Genomic DNA, 17,597 nt, shown 5'->3' with positions numbered 1-17,597 from the left:
TATTTATTTACTAACACTATTATGATAGCCTTTACTTTCAGTAGTGACAAGAAGAAAATGGTTATTTATTTATATTTTTTATCAAGTGATAAAACAAGAGGTGAAAGTAAAACTTCCACCTCTTGTTTTGCAATCACTATCTTCATTTGTTCTTTTTGATCCATGCGCAAAATGGTCGCTCTATTCATTTGCATACATGTTACCTCAACTTGACTATCGTAATCAAGATTTCAACATCATATGTCTATCCACATACATCCGTATCCACCCCAAACACCCCACGACAAAACAAGCCAAAAACAGCCAAAACCCAGAATCGATGGCAATCCTACCATTTGCCAAAAAAGATTGTGTGCCGATTATCGTATCCCGAATATACAACGTCAGACCCAAAATACCTAGAACAGTCACAGTACCCAAAACACCATACCGTTCTTTTTTCGATTCATTCCATGCGAATAGACTTTCTGTGATGATTTGATACCCAAAGATGATCATCCCAACCACACCAATAACAAATAATGCAAATTGAGTGGTGTCTCTGAAGTAATTGGGTGCCAAATATAATAACAGACCGCCAATAGACAAGCCTATTTCATAACTCCTGCTTTTTAATTTCAATTGTCTTTCATCATAGGTCTTTTTTCCAAGTCGCGCCCCGCGTGTCAGCCAAAGCATCAAAGCCAAAATGAGATAAAAGACAACCAGAAAGATTAGGCCAATATACCACTTACCTAACCACGCAAATACCACTAGATTGCCAACGGTCCAAATCATCAGCACAATTTTTTGGATGATATCCGAACGAAAATGTTTCATTTAGCATTCCCCCCAGTCAATCTAAAAATATCCTCGATAGGCAGTTGAAAATAATGAGCAATACGTAAAGCGAGTTCCAAGGATGGATTATACTTATTGGTTTCGATAGCATTGACGGTTTGCCTAGAAACACCGAGGATTTCAGCCAGTTCGCCTTGTGATAGTTTAGCTTTTTCACGGATCATCCTTACTCTATTCATAACGGGCATTGCTTTTCTCCTGTCAAGTTTACTTTACAACTAGTGTATCATAATAGAAGGATTAGTGTAAAGGTACCTTTACACTAAGAACGCGTCTTGCGACTTCATTTGATACTCTTAGACATAAAAAAATGCGTGACGAAAGCTACTACTTCCATCACGCGTATCCTTTACCTTTTTGGAACCAACTGCCCGAATTTCCCTGCTATTTTTTATGATGCTGCAGCAAATCAGGTTTCATATCCAACATCGAATAGCCTTTCACATCATAGCGATTACGGCTATACGAGTAATCGATTGGTCGGCCAGATTCTAAATAAATGATCTGCTCCAACTCCAATACTGGGTCATCTTCTTTGCAATCAAGATAAGCCTGATCGTACTGATCGCTTTTCGCTGCTTGAAAGGTCCGATAAGCGCCGGCAAATCGATGGCCTAAGTCTTGCAGGATGTAATCATAAACCGAGTCTTCCAAAATATCTTTGGTCAACCCACGCACCAAATCGACAGGCATATACGAGTGCTCAAGTATGTATGGATTTCCCTCAAGAACCCGCAGTCTGATGACATGATAGACAGGTTGTTCAGGCGTCACTTGCAACATCTCTTGGATCCTAGTCGTAGGAAAGCAGACTTCAAATGTAATGACTTGACTTGTCAACTGCCGTTTTTCTTGTTTCATTTGGTAACTTAACCCTTTGTATTCTGTTACTGAAGATGTATCTTTGCCTGCAAAAGAATGGTTCAACACCTTCGTACCGGATCCTCGTTTCGTCAGCAGCAGCCCTTCCATGATCAGGATATTGACCGCATTCTTGATTGTCATGCGACTGACACCAAATTCTTCCACCAGCTCTGTTTGATATGGCAACAAGCTGTCTTTTGGGTAAGTCCCATCTTTGATTCTTTTACGCAGTACATCTGCAATCTCCAAATACTTCGGCATCTTTGCCACCTCCGAAACGGTTTCCAATTTTTTTCCAAAACGACTAAAAAAGAACCGGCTTGACGATAGTGTGTCAACACCTGCTGCAACTTGATTTGTCACACAATGAGGTGGAGATGCACACTTTACTCGCAGCCGGTCAGTCTGTTTTTTCTTTATTTAGCTGAAATGAACTATTTGTTTATTCTGCGTTTTTTAAACGACGTGTTTCTTGAATTTGCGCCATTTTAACAAATGGCAGGTAAATCACAACGGATAAAATCAAGTTGACTGCTGCTAGAATCCCACCAGCAATACTTTGTGTAGATAAAATACCGCCAATAATCGGTGGTGTTGTCCATGGTGCAATCACGGTAGCCGCAGGAACAAGCCCGGTGGCCGTTGCGAAATACGCTGTTGTGACTAGAACCAATGGTGTCAACACGTATGGAATGAACAAAATCGGATTCAGCACAACTGGCAACCCAAACATTACAGGTTCATTGATCATGAAGATACCTGGCGCAACTGACAATTTTGCCACAGTCATATACGCTTTATGATGACGAGCAACTAAGAAAATCGCAATCAATAAGCCTAATGTTGCACCTGTACCACCGATATTGACAAATGAATCAAAGAACGGTTTGTTGACGATGTAAGGCAGATCCGTTCCAGCTTGCAATGCTTTTGCATTGGCTTCGATAGCTGGTACATTGATCGTTTGCATAAATGGATCGATGATATTGGCACCATGTAAACCAAAGAACCATAAGAATGCAGAAATGAAACCTAACAATAGCGCTGCTGGATATGAATTTGCCAATCCCATAAATGGTTGTTGCACCAACTCATAGAATGAAAGAACGATGCTCGTCACACCAAGCGCTTGGAAAATTGCTGTAAACAAAGCAAAGATCGACACTGTAATCATTGCAGGGAACAAAGCCGCAAATGAACGAGACACTGCAGGTGGCACCCCATCAGGCATATTGATGACCAAACGTGGATTGCCTGCCAAACGACGGAAAATCTCAGTTGAAATAATTGCAACGATCAAAGCCAAAAATAATCCTTGAGAACCTAATCCAGCTGCTGTCAGCAAGCCATCGGCATCGGTAGCAATTGCACCCAAAGCGAAGAAACTTGCTACTGAGATAGCGCCGGCACCTAATGCGTCTTGATTGTAGCTCTTAGCTAAATTATACGACACCGTGAAAGCGATTAAAAGTCCTAGTATTGAAAAAGTACCAGCTGATAAATTATTCCCAAATGCCTGCCACGTACCTTCTCCGAAAATCCCATTCATGAAATCAATATATGCAGGAATTGGCAAATTATTGATCAATACCCCAAATGATCCTAGAATCATCAATGGCATCGTCACAATAAACCCATCCCGAATTGCAACCAAATGTCGTTGAGACCCAATTTTAGAAGCAATCGGAATGAAATGCTTCTCCATAAATCCTATAAATTTATCCATTATTTTTCTCCTTTCAAACCCTTAACAAAATAGTGAAACCGATTTCTAATAAAGAATAGCACGGAAATAATTCCATGTCTAGTCTTTTCTTTTTCGGAATCAATCTTTTTATTAACCTAGCTTATCATTTGATTAGAGTTACTTTTAAAGATGACGAAACAGATTGTTTTAGCTAACCATTGAAAAAAAGCCATCAGAGAGAGAACTATTCCTCTGATGACTTAAAGACTTTAAAATGATCACAATAGCGATAAAACAACATCACATTGCAACGCATTGATTTCAATTAACCTGTTCTATTCATCCAGCAGCCAATCTGCAATATAAATAATGGGGATTCCATCAATTTGTTCAACCTCATAATAGCGCCCAGTCAAAACAATTTTTTTATAGTTGTCTTTAATATTGAGTAAATTATCTGTTTCACGCGTATGATGAGGTAATTGATAAGCAACCTGAACATAAAGTGTCTCATCTAATTTTCGCGCAATAAAATCAATTTCTTTTTGCTCTATTTTGCCAATATCAACATGATATCCTCTGCGAAGCAGTTCAACATACACAATATTTTCTAAACGATTACTGTAGTTGCCATCTTTTCGTCCCACCGCATTTCTTCTCAGTCCTGTGTCCACTATAAAGTACTTGCCATTCGTCCTTAGATACTCTCGACCGCGTATATCATATTGTTTTGCACGATAAAATAAATACCCGCTCTCCAATAAATCTAAATACCTATTTACTGTGTGACTGGTGGTTTCAATCCCTTCACTCTTCAATGTATGAACAATTTTACTCGTGTTCACAAGTTGTCCAACATTATCTGCTAAAAATCGAATCACTGATTTCAAAACAACAGGGTCCTTTATGCCGGCTCTTAATGCAACATCATTCAAAACAATTGTATCAAATATACCTGATAGAATTGTATCTTTGATTCCTTCTTCCGCAATCACAACACTTGGGAATCCGCCATACTTTTCATACTCTTCATAGGCTGGATCTACTTTTCTTGAATCGGGATGGATCTGTTTTACCGCTAAAAACTCTTGGAAGGACAAAGGATACATAGGGATTTCAATATAGCGCCCACTTAAAAGCGTTGCTAATTCGCCAGAGAGCATGTTGGCATTCGAACCTGTAATCACAATGTCACTATTAAAACTCACTCGAACGCCATTGATAACCCGTTGCCAGCCATCGACTACTTGGACTTCGTCTAGTAACAAATAGACTTTTTTCCCATCTTTAGGCAACAGTTCCTGGAACTTTTCCCGCAGCTTCTCCTCTGTCGTAATGGTTTGGTAGTCAAAACTCTCAAAGTTCATGTAAATGATATGATCATCCGGAATGTCCTCTTGCTTTAAATATTCTTTGAATAAAAGTAGTAGAACAGACTTCCCCGAGCGTCTGACACCTGTAATCACCTTAATAAAGTCAGTGTCTTTAAAGTCAATGAGCCGTTGAAGATATGTAGGCCTTTCAAACATCCATTTCCACCTCGTTTCTAAACATCATATTATATTAAATTTTATCATTATTTGAAGTTAACTTCAAATTTATGTCGTAATTACGTTTTAATGAAGTTTAGTTAGCATTTCTTTCCTCTTTTGGTTCAGATTTTCACGTTTCTAACGAAAGAGTCAATCAAAAAAGCGCCCATTGGTGCTGTGATCAATATGGCGAGTACGGACACGGTGAGTATCATTTCTCCAGCTGGCAAGCCTAATGACAGCGGAACTGAACCAACAGCTGCTTGTACAGTTGCTTTTGGTAAATAGGCAATCATACAAAACGATTTTTCTTTTAATGTTAATCTTGTTTTGGACAGAGAAAGAAAGACACCACTCATGCGTATTGCTGCTAAAACTAGAATCAGAAGTATCGGCATAAAGCCTGCAGCTATGGCATAGTCTATATTCACACTAGCGCCCACTAACACAAAAAGAAATATTTCTCCAATGTTCCATAAATAATTGAATTTTTGGGCTAGCCTTTGTGCGACTATTTTGTTTTTATATAAAATAATGACATTGATTCCTAGTACACTAAGCATTCCTGAAAAAGCCACGAGACCTGCTAACCTAGATTCTACAGCCATAAATAGCAGCGAAATTGATAGAAGAAGCAGTACTTTCATCGAGTCGAAGATGCGATATCTTTTAAATAACCATACGAGCAAGTTTCCAACGACCAGACAGGCAAGTGTGCCTAAAATCATTGAAACTGGAATATCAATCAACTGCAAAAATGCGCTATCAGCACTTTGATGCAACCCTAACAATGATGAAAAAAGAACGAGAACAATAACATCTTCAACTGAAGCGCCTGCTAGAATAATCTGCGGCACACTATGCTCTTTCCCATAGCCTTTCTCAATACATTGAACCATACGCGGCACAACCACTGCAGGTGAAACTGCCGCGATAATACTCCCAAGTAAAGCTGACTCCAGAAGTGACAAACCAATCAAAAGAGGCACAAATAGCATCGTGCCAATGATTTCAATCATTGCCGGCACAAAACACATGCGTATTGCCGGACCTCCGACATGTTTAAAATCAGAAATATTCATGGCTAATCCTGCCTTGGATAAAATAATGATCAAAGCAATCGTTCTTATTTCTGATGACCTATTTAATAAGTCGTCCGATAATACATCCAATGTGAATGGCCCCAAAAATATACCTATACCTAAAAATCCTATCAATGGCGGAACATTTACTTTTTTACATACGTGCCTGATCACCAAGCCTCCAAGTGTGACAAATACTATACTACCTATCATCATTTCCTCCTAAAAAAAAATGACTTCTACAAGCTTAAAAAAGCCTGTAGAAGTCATTAGCAATCATTTGCGGTTCCAGCATCACTGAGGGAGACATTCATTCCCTTATTTACGTTATATTATGATATATATTTTATTGTTGGTCATTAGTGTTTTTGGTGAAACCTTAAATGAACATAAATTGACTTATGTTATATATACTTCACGAAAAGACTGCCCTTAACTTTTTCTCGTTGATTATGGCAATTGTAAGATAACACATATCGTGTTGGTCATATATTGGATATGGCCAACACGGTTAAAGCAGCTACCACTTTAAGTGGGAAGACTTTAGGACTGCTCAAATTGTTGAATAAATAAAAAAATTTTATCTGTCTTGAGTTTAGCAGATTTACCGAAAAAAGCTAGAAGTTTTATATATCAAAGTTTATAGCTTTTAAATAGGCATTACCCCACAGACCCTTCCAGCAGAAAGTTAGCTTTTTTTGAGGGCTCTAAGGGACTCTAAACGTTGATATAACAGTATTCTGTTTTCCTAGTGAATACTGTTGTATCCCGTTAATTTTTGCTAATTGTAGTTAGTTTTGAGTTAGTTTCAAACTGTTTCAACGAAAAAAATATGGATATTTCAGATGATTTTTAGTAAGAAAATTACGAGCTAGAATAAATACTAATAAAACACCTTAATACAAAAAACCTAAAAATCTTTGATCCATATCACTTTATTATTGTCAGAATTTTAATTTTTAATTTCAGATATAACGCTTGTATAACTTGAATCTAAAATTGATTTAGGATTTTGATTATAGCCTAGCTCATGTTTTGTATATTCCGCCACACTTTTAGATAAATACTCTTGTAACGATATATCCGTAATATATTTATTATCACTAAGTACTTCAGGTACCTGTCCTTTCAATGCTTTTACTAAATGATACGTCCATATTCCATTACTTAATTTATCACTTGAATAAGAACTTTCTCCTGTTTGACAAGATAAAAAAGTAGCATAATAAGGGAACTCACTTGAAAATAGTTTAATTTCTTCATCATTAATATCCTTAATGTTATTTCTCTCATTTGGATTTTGAAACATTTGGGCACATGCATCTATAAAAATAAGTGCATTATTGCATTTTGATTTTTGTAGAGGCTCTAATAATATTCTCTTTAATGAAACGGCCGTCTCAATTACATTAGACGGGTGCATATCAAAAGTAGATAAATAATTGGTAATACCATCATGAAATCCATGACCAACGTAGTAAAAAATCAAGCGATCTTCTTCATTTAAATTATAAAAATGGTATTTTAAATCATTTTCTAAATTACTCTTCAATGCATTTTCATTGGTAATCATTACTATGTCTTCTTCAGAGATATTCATAGACTCCACTAACATTTTTTTAAATTCTAGCGCGTCATTAATAGCATACTTGACTTTAGTAATTTGATTATTTTCTCTTTTTGTATAATCTTCTATAGCAATGATGATAGCTAATGTTCTAGTATATCTAGGCGCACTCAATTGAGTTATTTGCTCAGATTTACCTTCTATAACACTCTGAGATTCAACTCTAACATATTTATTATTCCCTAATAGGATATCTTCACCTGATTTATCTGTTTTTATTACAAAAATGCTTTTGTCTTCATGTATCGCCCAATCAAAGACTACATTTGGAATAGGAGATAGCAGGGAAATTGCATTTTTAGTAATTTCTGTAACAGAAAAATCCGTACTAAGCCCTACAACTTCATTCAAATCTGGAGATATTTCTGTCATTCCAAAAATTAATTTACCTCCACTCGTATTAGCTAAAGATGATATAATTTTTGCTATTTTTTGTGGAGCATAAGGTACCGCATTAAACTCTAAAATTTCGGATTTTGACTCATTAGTTAAACTTTCAATTTCACTTTCTGATAGTTCAATAGTATTTATAGGTATTCTGTTTACACCAGTTTTTTTCAAAAGTTGACCCATTGTAATTTTTTGGGGAATATTTGTTCCATCTTCATACCAAAGTTCAGCATCAACGTACTCAAGAACATCAAACTCTGACGTGTAATATATTAATACTTGATTATTATCGGATGGTCTTGCTACTACAGTTATTTCATTGCCATTTTTGATTATACCACCAATAATACTAGTAGCAATTTTAAAATAATTTGAGCAATCATACTCTGGTAATTTTTCTAAATGACTCAGCACGTTTTCTACTGATCTGGATATAAGTCTCTCCGCATACTTTAGTCCTTCATAATCTGATTTAGACATGTGAAAAAATTCTAAGGTCGTTTCTTTCTCATTAACCACTCTTTCAATATCTGCAAAATTAGAAATAGGATAATTTTTTATTAAAGTGTTAGAATCAAATTCATTGTAAAGTATAGCTGGAATTTCTAATTCTTCTTGTTCAAAATACTCTTGAATCTCATCCTGCGTTGATCTAAGTAAAAAGTCGAGTTTTTTACCATATCCGTTCAAACAGAAATATTTACACAATATTTCTGATAGGGTCAAAAATACACTATTAGAATTCCAAGGATAAGTCACATAAAGCTTTCGTTCATTATAGTGAGTGTTTACACCTTTAGTAAAATCTATACCTGTATATGTGATTTCAAACTTATCAGATTGGTAAATTTCCAAATCACTAACTTTTGCTTGTAATTCATTTACTATATTGACTACATCACTATCGTTATCTTCACTAGCAATCCAAATTCCAAAAAACGGAAGTATCCTTCTTATTTTTTCTTTTAAAGATGTAGCTTCTTCCAATTGATGATAAATTAACTCAAATTCACTTTGTCTTAATAGCTTTACTTGAAAATATTCTAATAACTTTTCTAGGTTTGGATGCTCTCTATTTTCAGCACTAAGCATCATGAATATATATTGCTCTTGGAATACATTCTCATTACCGTCTAAAAAGAATTTAAGAGAGTTACACTTTGTAAATTGTCTTTTCGTATTTAACAATTGTTCAGTTTGTGACCAAGCTTTTACGGTCTCTATATCATCGGTATTCCAATTGATACATTGTATTAATAATTTAGAGTATATAGACTGAATCCTCTCATAATTTTCACTTTTCAAGTAATTGTTTTTATCAGTATCTAAAGAGATTTGTTTTAGTATTTCTAAATAATCAGCTACATTTAAAGCAGTTTTAAAATTGAAAAATGATCTCCAATCAGAGTTCAACTCAGGACCACTAAAAACTGGTAAGTATTTTCCAGAGAGTTCTTTAATTTCCTTTGTATTTAGTAATACCTTACTTGATATCTCACATTTCTTCAAAAGAGTAGGTATAATTTTAGCATTATTAATGAGCCATGGAACATAGTTTTCTACAGCATCACCATTTCGTCTACCTGGTCTTCCTTCATTTCCCCAGTAAGCTCTAGCTGGAATTTCTAGACTTTCACTATCAAAGTTTTCTATATAGTCATTCCAAAATTCCAAAGAAAATTCATAGTTATTTTCTATAAAATTAATGTAGTTCATGGTTATTACTTCACTAAAAGTATCTGCTTTAAAAATAGTAACGTATGGTTTGAAATACTTGTCTTCACTTTCGAAATATTCATTTTTTATACCTGAATCAACTAAACTAGATGTAGAACTTTTGTTTAAATATTTTATTTCTGAAATGCCTTCTTGAACTCCAAGAATTTTAAAAAATATTTTCCATTCATCTTTATATAAAGAGTTTTCACAGTAGGAGCTACTAACAAAAATATCTTTTTCTAAAATTTTTTCGCTCTTTAATCTCGGATTATAATAATTCGAAAGATAGCACATTTTTGCAGGACAAAGAGTATCATTTAAAGTAAGTAATTTCAAATCTGCTAATTGTATGATTAGATCTTTTTTTAATTCACCTTTCATATATAAACCGAACAATTCTCTGATTGTCTGTATCGCATTATCTTTTGTAATATAAGAATTTGCATTAGGCAAAATATTCTGAGCTATATAGGTAGTATCTGTTCTCTCGGTAATCCCTATTTTTTCTAGCCATTGTCTGCTATCCATATCATTTACTAACCAATTTTGTAATTCTTGATGAACAAAAGACAATTCATTATTTGAATTATTCCAGTTGTCATCACCCGCTACTGGAAAACATACTCTATTAGGATAATTAAGAACATTTTTTTGATCCCAAATAAATGGAAGTTCACTACAGAAACTCTCAGTAACCACCATATTTTTTCCAGATGAGCATACTATTTTAATATATTTTATTAAATCAATATTATTGCTGATCGTATGAGTCTCAATAAATTTTTTTGATGAAAGAAAAGACTTTAAATCATTCCACTCAAAACTTATAGCACCCATTTTTTTAAAATCATAAAAAAACTGTTTGTTTTTAGCGAACTGCTTATCTTGAACTGAAAGTACCGTATTACCTCTATTAGTAGCAAAAAATTTTATTGAATCTTTTTCTATAAATTTTTTATCAGATAAAGATGTAAAATCAACTATAGTATTTTCAATTTTAATTAATTCATTTTGTTTTGAAAGTATAAATGGAACGCTTTTTAATGCTTCATGTATCCCTTCATTAAATGCTTTACCCAAATCATTTTCAACGCTTTTATTTGGAATCAATTTATAGGCTTCAGATTTAAATTCACTCAATACTAATACTGATATCCAACGAAAAATCTCAACAGCTATTGTTTTAAACAGCCACTGATTCCATTTGGAATCTGTATGAAGTGACTCACGATTGGCAGAAGTTAAGAAGCTTGTATTAGCAAGAACTGGCAAGGAATATTTAGTTTCGTCGGTAGGTAAATATGAATAAAGAAGCTTTTCATGATTTGATAGTTTAACAATCCCATCTGCCTCAATTTTTGCAGCAAGAGCTAATTCTATTACTTCAGTTTTTAGTAATTTATCAGGAACATTCCTCTCATCTTGCATTTCATATTTTACATTTTGAGGAACTTTTAACTGTATTGTATTTATTAACCAATCAATTGTAGCCTCATTATTTTTCTGCAAACTTATTCTGTTTTCGACAGATCTATCGATTTTAATACTATTCTTTTCTTCTAAATCAAAATTTATTTCACAAATATTTTTAAGGAATAAAAAAACATTTAAATTATTAGCTAGACTTTGAATGGCTTCACTTGTTTCATGTATATTTTTCATATGGATTATTGTTGCAACTTTTACTTCATCATTTTCAACAAATTGATTGATAGATTTTGAAATATCTTTTGATTCTGTATATATGGGGATAATTTGCCAAGGAAATTGAAATTCCCTATCGTTATTCGTTTCCCAATGCTCTTTAGTATCTTCCCAAGTCCACTCAAATTGATAATTAGCATCAAAACTAAAATACTCATCCTCCGTGTATATTGTGACTTTATCAGATTGACCAAAAACTGATTTAAAACCTATACCTTTGTATCCAGTTTTCGATATATCCGTTTTCTTTGTACCATTATTTATATTACAAATTCCTTGAACATCTCTTTTTGTAAAAGGACTTCCAGAATGCGCTATCACTAAATTATCACCAAAAATTTTTATCCATACTTTAATAGTTTTATCATTTTTGCAAGAATCATCTGCATTTTGTAAAAGCTCATAAATAAATCTTTTTGAATCTGTATATAAATCACTTGATAACGCATTCAACGAACTTGCTTGGTTAACAGCCTGCATTGGTTGTGCATAAATAGAGTTCTCTTGAAAAGTTTTCTCAATTTGATCTTTTATTCTCATATTCAACCTCATCTCCATTTCTTTTCTAAATAAATATCAAAAAATAGCTTAATTAATGTTATTAAAATTATACCATAGCTCACAAAACGATAATGGATAGCTAGTATAATTGATTAAACTAAAGAAACAGTGGAAGATATTTACACTATTTAATTCAAAAAAATAAAATATAGCTTATATAGATCTATATTAAAAATCTAAACTCAGTTATGTTCCATTTTAAATAAAAATAAAAACAAGGAACAAAAAGTTGATAAAAACCTTTATTAATGGTATATTATCCTTGTCCCACTAAAGAAAGGTTGATTAAAAATGAATCATATAAATAAAAATCTCCCAAATCTAATTATGGCTGCGTTTGAAAATGATATTGAGACAGTTGAATTATCTTCTCTTAACATTATTCGCGCTCTAAAGAAAGAGGATGAAGATACTGCAAAAAAAATTTCAGCCATTCTATCTAATTACAGATCAGGTGCTTCTTTAACAAGAGCTTTTGGTCAAGAACCAGTCCCAAGAGATGAAGAAGGTTTAAACAGTCTCGTAAAACTAGAGAATAACGAAGACTTTTCTTCAAAAATTTTTCTTTCAAAAAAATATGAAGAAACTATAGATAACTTTTTAAAAAATAGGGAGCACATGGAAAAACTCATTGATTTTGGAATTGCTCCTTCTAATAGTTTACTTCTTTACGGAGAACCAGGTGTTGGTAAAACATTTTTAGCCAAATATATTTCTAATAAAACCCAATTACCTCTTATTACCTTGGACTTATCTTCCACAATTTCAAGCTATCTTGGAAAAACTGGGAAAAATATTAAAGAGGTTTTAGATTACGCTAAACGATCCCCTTCTATCCTATTTTTAGATGAATTTGATGCAATTGCTAAAAGAAGAGATGATTCTAGTGATCTTGGAGAATTAAAAAGAATCGTAAACGTTCTTTTAAAAGAGTTAGAAACTTGGCCATTCGATTGTATTCTAATTGCAGCAACAAATCATCCTGAACTTTTGGACAATGCAATTTGGAGAAGATTCAATTTGAAAATTGAAGTTGAAAAACCAGATAAATCACTTAGACTCAAACTTTGGAAATATTATTTAGATAGAGGAGTTGTTGAAATAAATGATGACTTCATCTCATTTTTAAGTTCCACATTAACTGATGTTTCCCCTTCTGACATTGAACAAATCAGTTCTAGTTCATTACAAAAACAAATTGTTTCTGGCGGAAACATAGAAACAAATATCATCAAGAGTATCATCGAAACAAATGTAATTTCTGAACATAACTTAAAGAAAAAATTAGTTGTGGCACTAAAAAAAGATTATGAAAAAAAAGCTACTCAAAGAGATTTAGCAAAATTAACAGGATTTCCATTATCTTCAATAAATAGATATTTAAAAGAGGAGGAATAACTTATGTCAAATGAACGTAGACCTATTCTTGGTCGTGGCGAAAACCTAGTAGAGCCAATTACTAAAAGCAGTGGTGGTGGACCAAAAAAATACCCCCGTTCTTATTCTGAAGCATTAGAATTAGTTACTTCAAATTTGAAACAATTAGAATCAGAGATAACAAAAATACCTGAAGAAAAAAAAATGAATAAAATTGTTGTTACTGTTCGTTTACATGAGGATTTCCTCGCTAAGTCTTACACACCTGAAACTTTTTTTAGAAACTTAAATTACGAAAATATTGGTTCTCGAAAATGGATTACCGACTCTGGAAAAGAAAGTAAAATGAATTTTATCAAACTTGATCCTAATAACATAGATAATAATATTAAAAATTTGACGTCATTTAATACGAAAAGCTTCAAAGATGATTTAAGAAAGATAGAAGAAATAAATATTTTAAATGTGGATGAGACTGTCCTTGGTTTTGAAGAATCATGGGATAACGGACGTGTTGAGTTCGTTCTACATCCATTTGAAGAAACACAGTTAGTTTTAGAAAAACTCTACTCTTTACTAGACCTAACAGCTGAACAGCGCCAAAAAGTTAAATACAAAAAGTATGATCATGGACCTCTATTTGTAAGTACTATTATTTCAAAAGATAAACTAAAAAATGTTGCAGAGTTCAACCCTTTAAGAACAGTACATCCACTTAAAGTTGAAGTTAATTCTTTTAGCGAAGATCCCTTCATGGTAAAAGTAAAAGAACCTGTTGCCTCACCTATACCCACAAAAAAAATAGGCATAATTGATGGTGGAGTGAACTTGGGCAACCCTTTTTTCTCAAGCTATGTTACTCAGAATTTTGAAGTAGCCTCTCCATCTAGTGATATGTTTACACAACATGGTTCAAATGTTGCAAGTATGGCATTATATGGTGACTTATATGATATGAAGAAAGATGAACAATTAATGACCCCTTTATTAGGAATAGAAAGTATTCGTGTTTTCCCAACTTCAGATTCTGATGATATCGATCTGTATGAGTCAATCGACCTTATCGAAGAAGCTGTTCCTAAATTGAAGGATGTTGATGTTTTTAACGTTTCTGTTGGCCCAATAGGAAATATTCTGGATGATGATATTAGCCGATTCACAACAGCATTGGATCAACTATCTTATGACTATAAAAAATTATTCACTGTAGCGGTAGGAAATACTGGTTCTAAACCATCTCCTCTTAATAGAATCCAGTCACCAGCAGATATGGTTAACGGAATTGGTGTTGGTTCCTATGCTATAAATCAAGGTGGTGACTACTCCCGAGCCATATATAGTTCTGTTGGTTTTGGACGAGAAGGTTGTAAAATTAAACCAGATTTATGTGAGCATGGTGGCTCTACTAGTCGCCCGCTTCAAGTATTAAATTCGGATTCATTTTCTATGAACAATGTTATGGGAACAAGCTTTTCCGCACCTGTAGTTGCGAAAAAAGCAGCTGAGCTAATGATAAAAAGCAAGGATGTTGGAGTACTCACTGCTCGTGCTCTCTTAACTCAAAATGCATCAAATGAAATTCAAGAAGTCAATCACGAACTAGGTTACGGGGCTTGTATTTCACGAACTGATGATATTTTGACATGTTCTAAGAACAAAGTTACTATCTTATATAATAATGAAATGTCTGTAAAAAATTCAGCTAAATTGCGAATCCCATTACCTCAAAATAGTTCAGCTAAAAAGTACAAAATTTCATGGACAATTGTCTCTGATACTCAGCCCAATCCTCTATTTGCTGAAGGTTATACATCAACTGCCTTAGAGGACACTTTTTATCCAAATGAAAATACATTTAATTACAGACTAGGTAAAACCTCTTACGCAAGAAATATTGTTCATCAATCTAAAGAAATACAAGAATTGGAAGCGAAAGGGTTTAAACAAAGTACTATTCAAGCTAGTTCAACACCAATGAAATTTGCCTCTGAAGCAGATAGAAGAAACGAGCAAAAATGGGACACTGTGGTAAAACGAAGTAAAGTTTGTTTCGCTAAAACTTTAGATTACCCTTTCTTGACAGTTCATGCATTAGATAGAGAAACTACTAAGACACGGGTTCGATATAGTGTAGCTATTACTGTAGAGGCTTTAAATTATAATGGTGACTTATATGATGAAATTATAAATGAATATCGGGTTTTACAACCAATTAATGTACAACTTGAAAATGAATTACGAATTTCTAATGAGTTTTAGTGGAATTCATCTATAAATTTGAAAGAAAAATACTCACTATATACACTATTCAGAAGAACTTTAAAGTATCAGTCTATTTAAAGTTAAAAATTTCTAGAATAGAAAAAGAAGTTCTTAAACCATTATTTCAACGATTTAATTGCTAATTCTGATTAATTGAGAAGAACCAATAAATAGTGAAAGCATCTCTCCAAGGGATGTCTTTTTTTGAATTCAAATTTAAATAGTTAAAAATTCTATAGATATTAGCCATTAATTTTATTTAAAAGGAGTTGAATCAAAACCCTTGTCCCCACTAATCAGAAGTCCCTCTCTTAACCTAAAAAAACAAAATAACTCAAGGAGGAAAAGAAACAATGACAACTAAATGTAAAAAGCACAAACTAGCCAGCTATCTCGGATTGATAGTAATTATGGCTAGTTTTTTTGTAACTCCAATTACTGCCCTTGCTGCTACCGTCAACTACACAAGAATTGCTGATTACGTTTCTACTTGGTATTTAGCGAACCCTGCTGGTCTTCACTGGACAGACGATGGTGTTCACATGATTAAGGCGGAGGGCGAACCTGCCTTTTGTATTGAACATGGTACCATTTTAAACGGTGGTTCTCATTTTGATCCATCAGAACTCACAATTGCTGAAAAAGATCGTTTATCTCTGATCGTCTATTATGGCTATAAAACGAATCCTACAAGTGAAAACTATGGGATTACTCAGAATATGATTTGGGAATCATTTAGCGATCAACTATCCACTACTCTTCCCAACTATCAAAATCGAAAAAATGAAATCCTAGCAAAAGTGAATTCTCACAATACGAAACCTTCATTCAATAATCAGACTGTAACCTTGAATGTTGGAGACTCTATTACACTTGATGATACAAACGGTGTTTTAAGTAAATATGGAAATCTTGTTAGTAATTCTGCTAATCTTCAAATAAATAAAACAGGAAATCAATTGAAGTTAACTGCGACCAGCTCCTCCAAAGAAACTGGTAATTTACAGTACAATATTGCCAATGCTGGTGACATTGGTACAAGCTTTGTTTATAACAAACCCAATGAACAAAAAGTAGCTACTTTCAAATTATCTAATGCAGGCTCCTTCCAGTTAAATGTCAAAGTCAATTTAAACGGCAATGTCAAATTGAAAAAAGTGGATGAAGATACTGGACAACCTGTTCCCAATACAAAAATGAAATTTGAGTATAACGGTCAGTCCAAAGAGATTGTCACTGATACTAACGGTTTAGCACAAATTAATGACTTAAAAGCTGGGATGAAAGTAAAAATCACCGAAGTGACTGCCAACAACGGGTTTGTAAATAAAGGTAAATCTAAAGAAATCACGATTGAACCTAATAAAACAATTGAAGTGGTATTTGGAAACAAAGCCCAACAAGGATTGCTTCATCTAAAGAAAACTGGTCAGAAGGTTTCAAGTGTTACCACAAAAGGTTCAGACTATGGACAGTTACATGAAATCACCTTTGATTATATTCCTTTAGCAGGCGTTACCTTCACCATTAAAGCTCGTGAAGATATTAAAGTAGGCAATTATGTTCATACGAAAAAAGGAAGTATAGTTGCCACTGTTCAAACAGATCAAAATGGTGAACTAATTGATATGTCAAATCTATATCTAGGAAAATATGAAGCCATTGAAACAGCTGCTCCTGCTGGTTACTTGATGAATAGAACCCCGCTTCCTTTTGAATTCACCTTACCACTTTCTGACCAGTTTAAAACTATTGGCGTGTTACCAATAACCGCCTGCCACTTATTGTTATTCTGAACCGAGTCAGGAAGTTGTAAACCGTATAAATCAACATTATTATTCGGACTGTATTGTTTATACATCTGATTCATGGTTTGCCTCCAAATATTCATAAAGTCATTAAGCTTTTTATCCTTATCAGCATTCTATAAAATTTCATCAACCATCATTTCT

Annotated in this window: 10 protein-coding genes, 1 pseudogene and 1 riboswitch; of the genes and pseudogenes, 3 read left to right on the top strand and 8 right to left on the bottom strand. The window is 33.7% G+C overall.

What is annotated here, in order from left to right; translation table 11 throughout:
* Window positions 1-222 precede the first annotated feature (222 nt).
* The 7 genes from AEQ18_RS08610 to AEQ18_RS08580 all read right to left on the bottom strand — a co-directional run bounded on the left by AEQ18_RS08610 (window position 223) and on the right by AEQ18_RS08580 (window position 11,985).
* Entirely contained in the window at window positions 223-819 is a 597-nt protein-coding gene (locus AEQ18_RS08610) for a hypothetical protein (RefSeq protein WP_054115921.1), read from the bottom strand.
* Window positions 816-1,028, bottom strand: coding sequence for a helix-turn-helix transcriptional regulator (locus AEQ18_RS08605; RefSeq protein WP_054115920.1), 213 nt, complete (start codon window positions 1,026-1,028; stop codon window positions 816-818). Before AEQ18_RS08605 ends, AEQ18_RS08610 begins: the two co-directional genes overlap by 4 nt.
* Before the next feature lie 196 nt (window positions 1,029-1,224).
* On the bottom strand, window positions 1,225-1,965 hold the full coding sequence (locus AEQ18_RS08600) for a GntR family transcriptional regulator (protein WP_054115919.1): 741 nt from the start codon (window positions 1,963-1,965) through the stop codon (window positions 1,225-1,227).
* A gap of 181 nt (window positions 1,966-2,146) precedes the next feature.
* Window positions 2,147-3,430, bottom strand: coding sequence for a PTS sugar transporter subunit IIC (locus tag AEQ18_RS08595; protein ID WP_054115918.1), 1,284 nt, complete (start codon window positions 3,428-3,430; stop codon window positions 2,147-2,149).
* Window positions 3,431-3,726: 296 nt separating this feature from the next.
* Window positions 3,727-4,920 (bottom strand): ATP-binding protein, encoded by a 1,194-nt coding sequence (locus AEQ18_RS08590; protein ID WP_054115917.1) that lies wholly within the window; start codon window positions 4,918-4,920, stop codon window positions 3,727-3,729.
* Window positions 4,921-5,045: 125 nt separating this feature from the next.
* Entirely contained in the window at window positions 5,046-6,218 is a 1,173-nt protein-coding gene (locus AEQ18_RS08585) for a cation:proton antiporter domain-containing protein (protein ID WP_054115916.1), read from the bottom strand.
* Window positions 6,219-6,258: 40 nt separating this feature from the next.
* A riboswitch (Fluoride riboswitch) is annotated at window positions 6,259-6,332 on the bottom strand.
* Between the two features lie 625 nt (window positions 6,333-6,957).
* Window positions 6,958-11,985, bottom strand: coding sequence for a sacsin N-terminal ATP-binding-like domain-containing protein (locus AEQ18_RS08580; RefSeq protein WP_054115915.1), 5,028 nt, complete (start codon window positions 11,983-11,985; stop codon window positions 6,958-6,960).
* Window positions 11,986-12,297: 312 nt separating this feature from the next.
* Between AEQ18_RS08580 and AEQ18_RS08575 the strand changes: the two genes are divergently transcribed.
* The 3 genes and pseudogenes from AEQ18_RS08575 to AEQ18_RS08565 form a co-directional block, all read left to right on the top strand.
* The gene (locus tag AEQ18_RS08575; protein WP_054115914.1) at window positions 12,298-13,404 is read left to right on the top strand and encodes an AAA family ATPase; all 1,107 of its coding nucleotides are present in this window, start codon (window positions 12,298-12,300) and stop codon (window positions 13,402-13,404) included.
* A gap of 3 nt (window positions 13,405-13,407) precedes the next feature.
* The gene (locus tag AEQ18_RS08570; RefSeq protein ID WP_054115913.1) at window positions 13,408-15,642 is read left to right on the top strand and encodes a S8 family peptidase; all 2,235 of its coding nucleotides are present in this window, start codon (window positions 13,408-13,410) and stop codon (window positions 15,640-15,642) included.
* A 356-nt stretch (window positions 15,643-15,998) separates the two neighbouring features.
* Window positions 15,999-17,354 (top strand): annotated as a pseudogene (locus AEQ18_RS08565) (SpaA isopeptide-forming pilin-related protein); the annotation flags it as partial.
* Here the strand turns inward: AEQ18_RS08565 and AEQ18_RS16055 are convergent.
* A complete protein-coding gene (locus tag AEQ18_RS16055) occupies window positions 17,330-17,515 on the bottom strand; it encodes a DUF4767 domain-containing protein (protein WP_442855696.1) in 186 nt (61 codons plus the stop codon). The pseudogene AEQ18_RS08565 and the gene AEQ18_RS16055 overlap by 25 nt on opposite strands.
* Window positions 17,516-17,597 lie beyond the last annotated feature (82 nt).

Origin of the sequence: Enterococcus sp. RIT-PI-f (assembly GCF_001297065.1) — a bacterium.
GTDB lineage: Bacteria > Bacillota > Bacilli > Lactobacillales > Enterococcaceae > Enterococcus_D.
Note: the sequence above shows the minus strand (reverse complement) of the source record. Positions and strands in the feature narration are given on the sequence as shown.

Excerpts from the sequence above, each read along its gene's own strand:
- AEQ18_RS08610 (WP_054115921.1), bottom strand. The coding sequence starts at position 819 with ATGAAACATTTTCGTTCGGATATCATCCAAAAAATTGTGCTGATGATT.
- AEQ18_RS08605 (WP_054115920.1), bottom strand. The coding sequence starts at position 1,028 with ATGCCCGTTATGAATAGAGTAAGGATGATCCGTGAAAAAGCTAAACTA.
- AEQ18_RS08580 (WP_054115915.1), bottom strand. The coding sequence starts at position 11,985 with ATGAGAATAAAAGATCAAATTGAGAAAACTTTTCAAGAGAACTCTATT.
- AEQ18_RS08575 (WP_054115914.1), top strand. The coding sequence starts at position 12,298 with ATGAATCATATAAATAAAAATCTCCCAAATCTAATTATGGCTGCGTTT.
- AEQ18_RS08570 (WP_054115913.1), top strand. The coding sequence starts at position 13,408 with ATGTCAAATGAACGTAGACCTATTCTTGGTCGTGGCGAAAACCTAGTA.
- AEQ18_RS16055 (WP_442855696.1), bottom strand. The coding sequence starts at position 17,515 with ATGAATCAGATGTATAAACAATACAGTCCGAATAATAATGTTGATTTA.
- AEQ18_RS08595 (WP_054115918.1), bottom strand. The coding sequence starts at position 3,430 with ATGGATAAATTTATAGGATTTATGGAGAAGCATTTCATTCCGATTGCT.
- AEQ18_RS08600 (WP_054115919.1), bottom strand. The coding sequence starts at position 1,965 with ATGCCGAAGTATTTGGAGATTGCAGATGTACTGCGTAAAAGAATCAAA.
- AEQ18_RS08590 (WP_054115917.1), bottom strand. The coding sequence starts at position 4,920 with ATGTTTGAAAGGCCTACATATCTTCAACGGCTCATTGACTTTAAAGAC.
- AEQ18_RS08585 (WP_054115916.1), bottom strand. The coding sequence starts at position 6,218 with ATGATAGGTAGTATAGTATTTGTCACACTTGGAGGCTTGGTGATCAGG.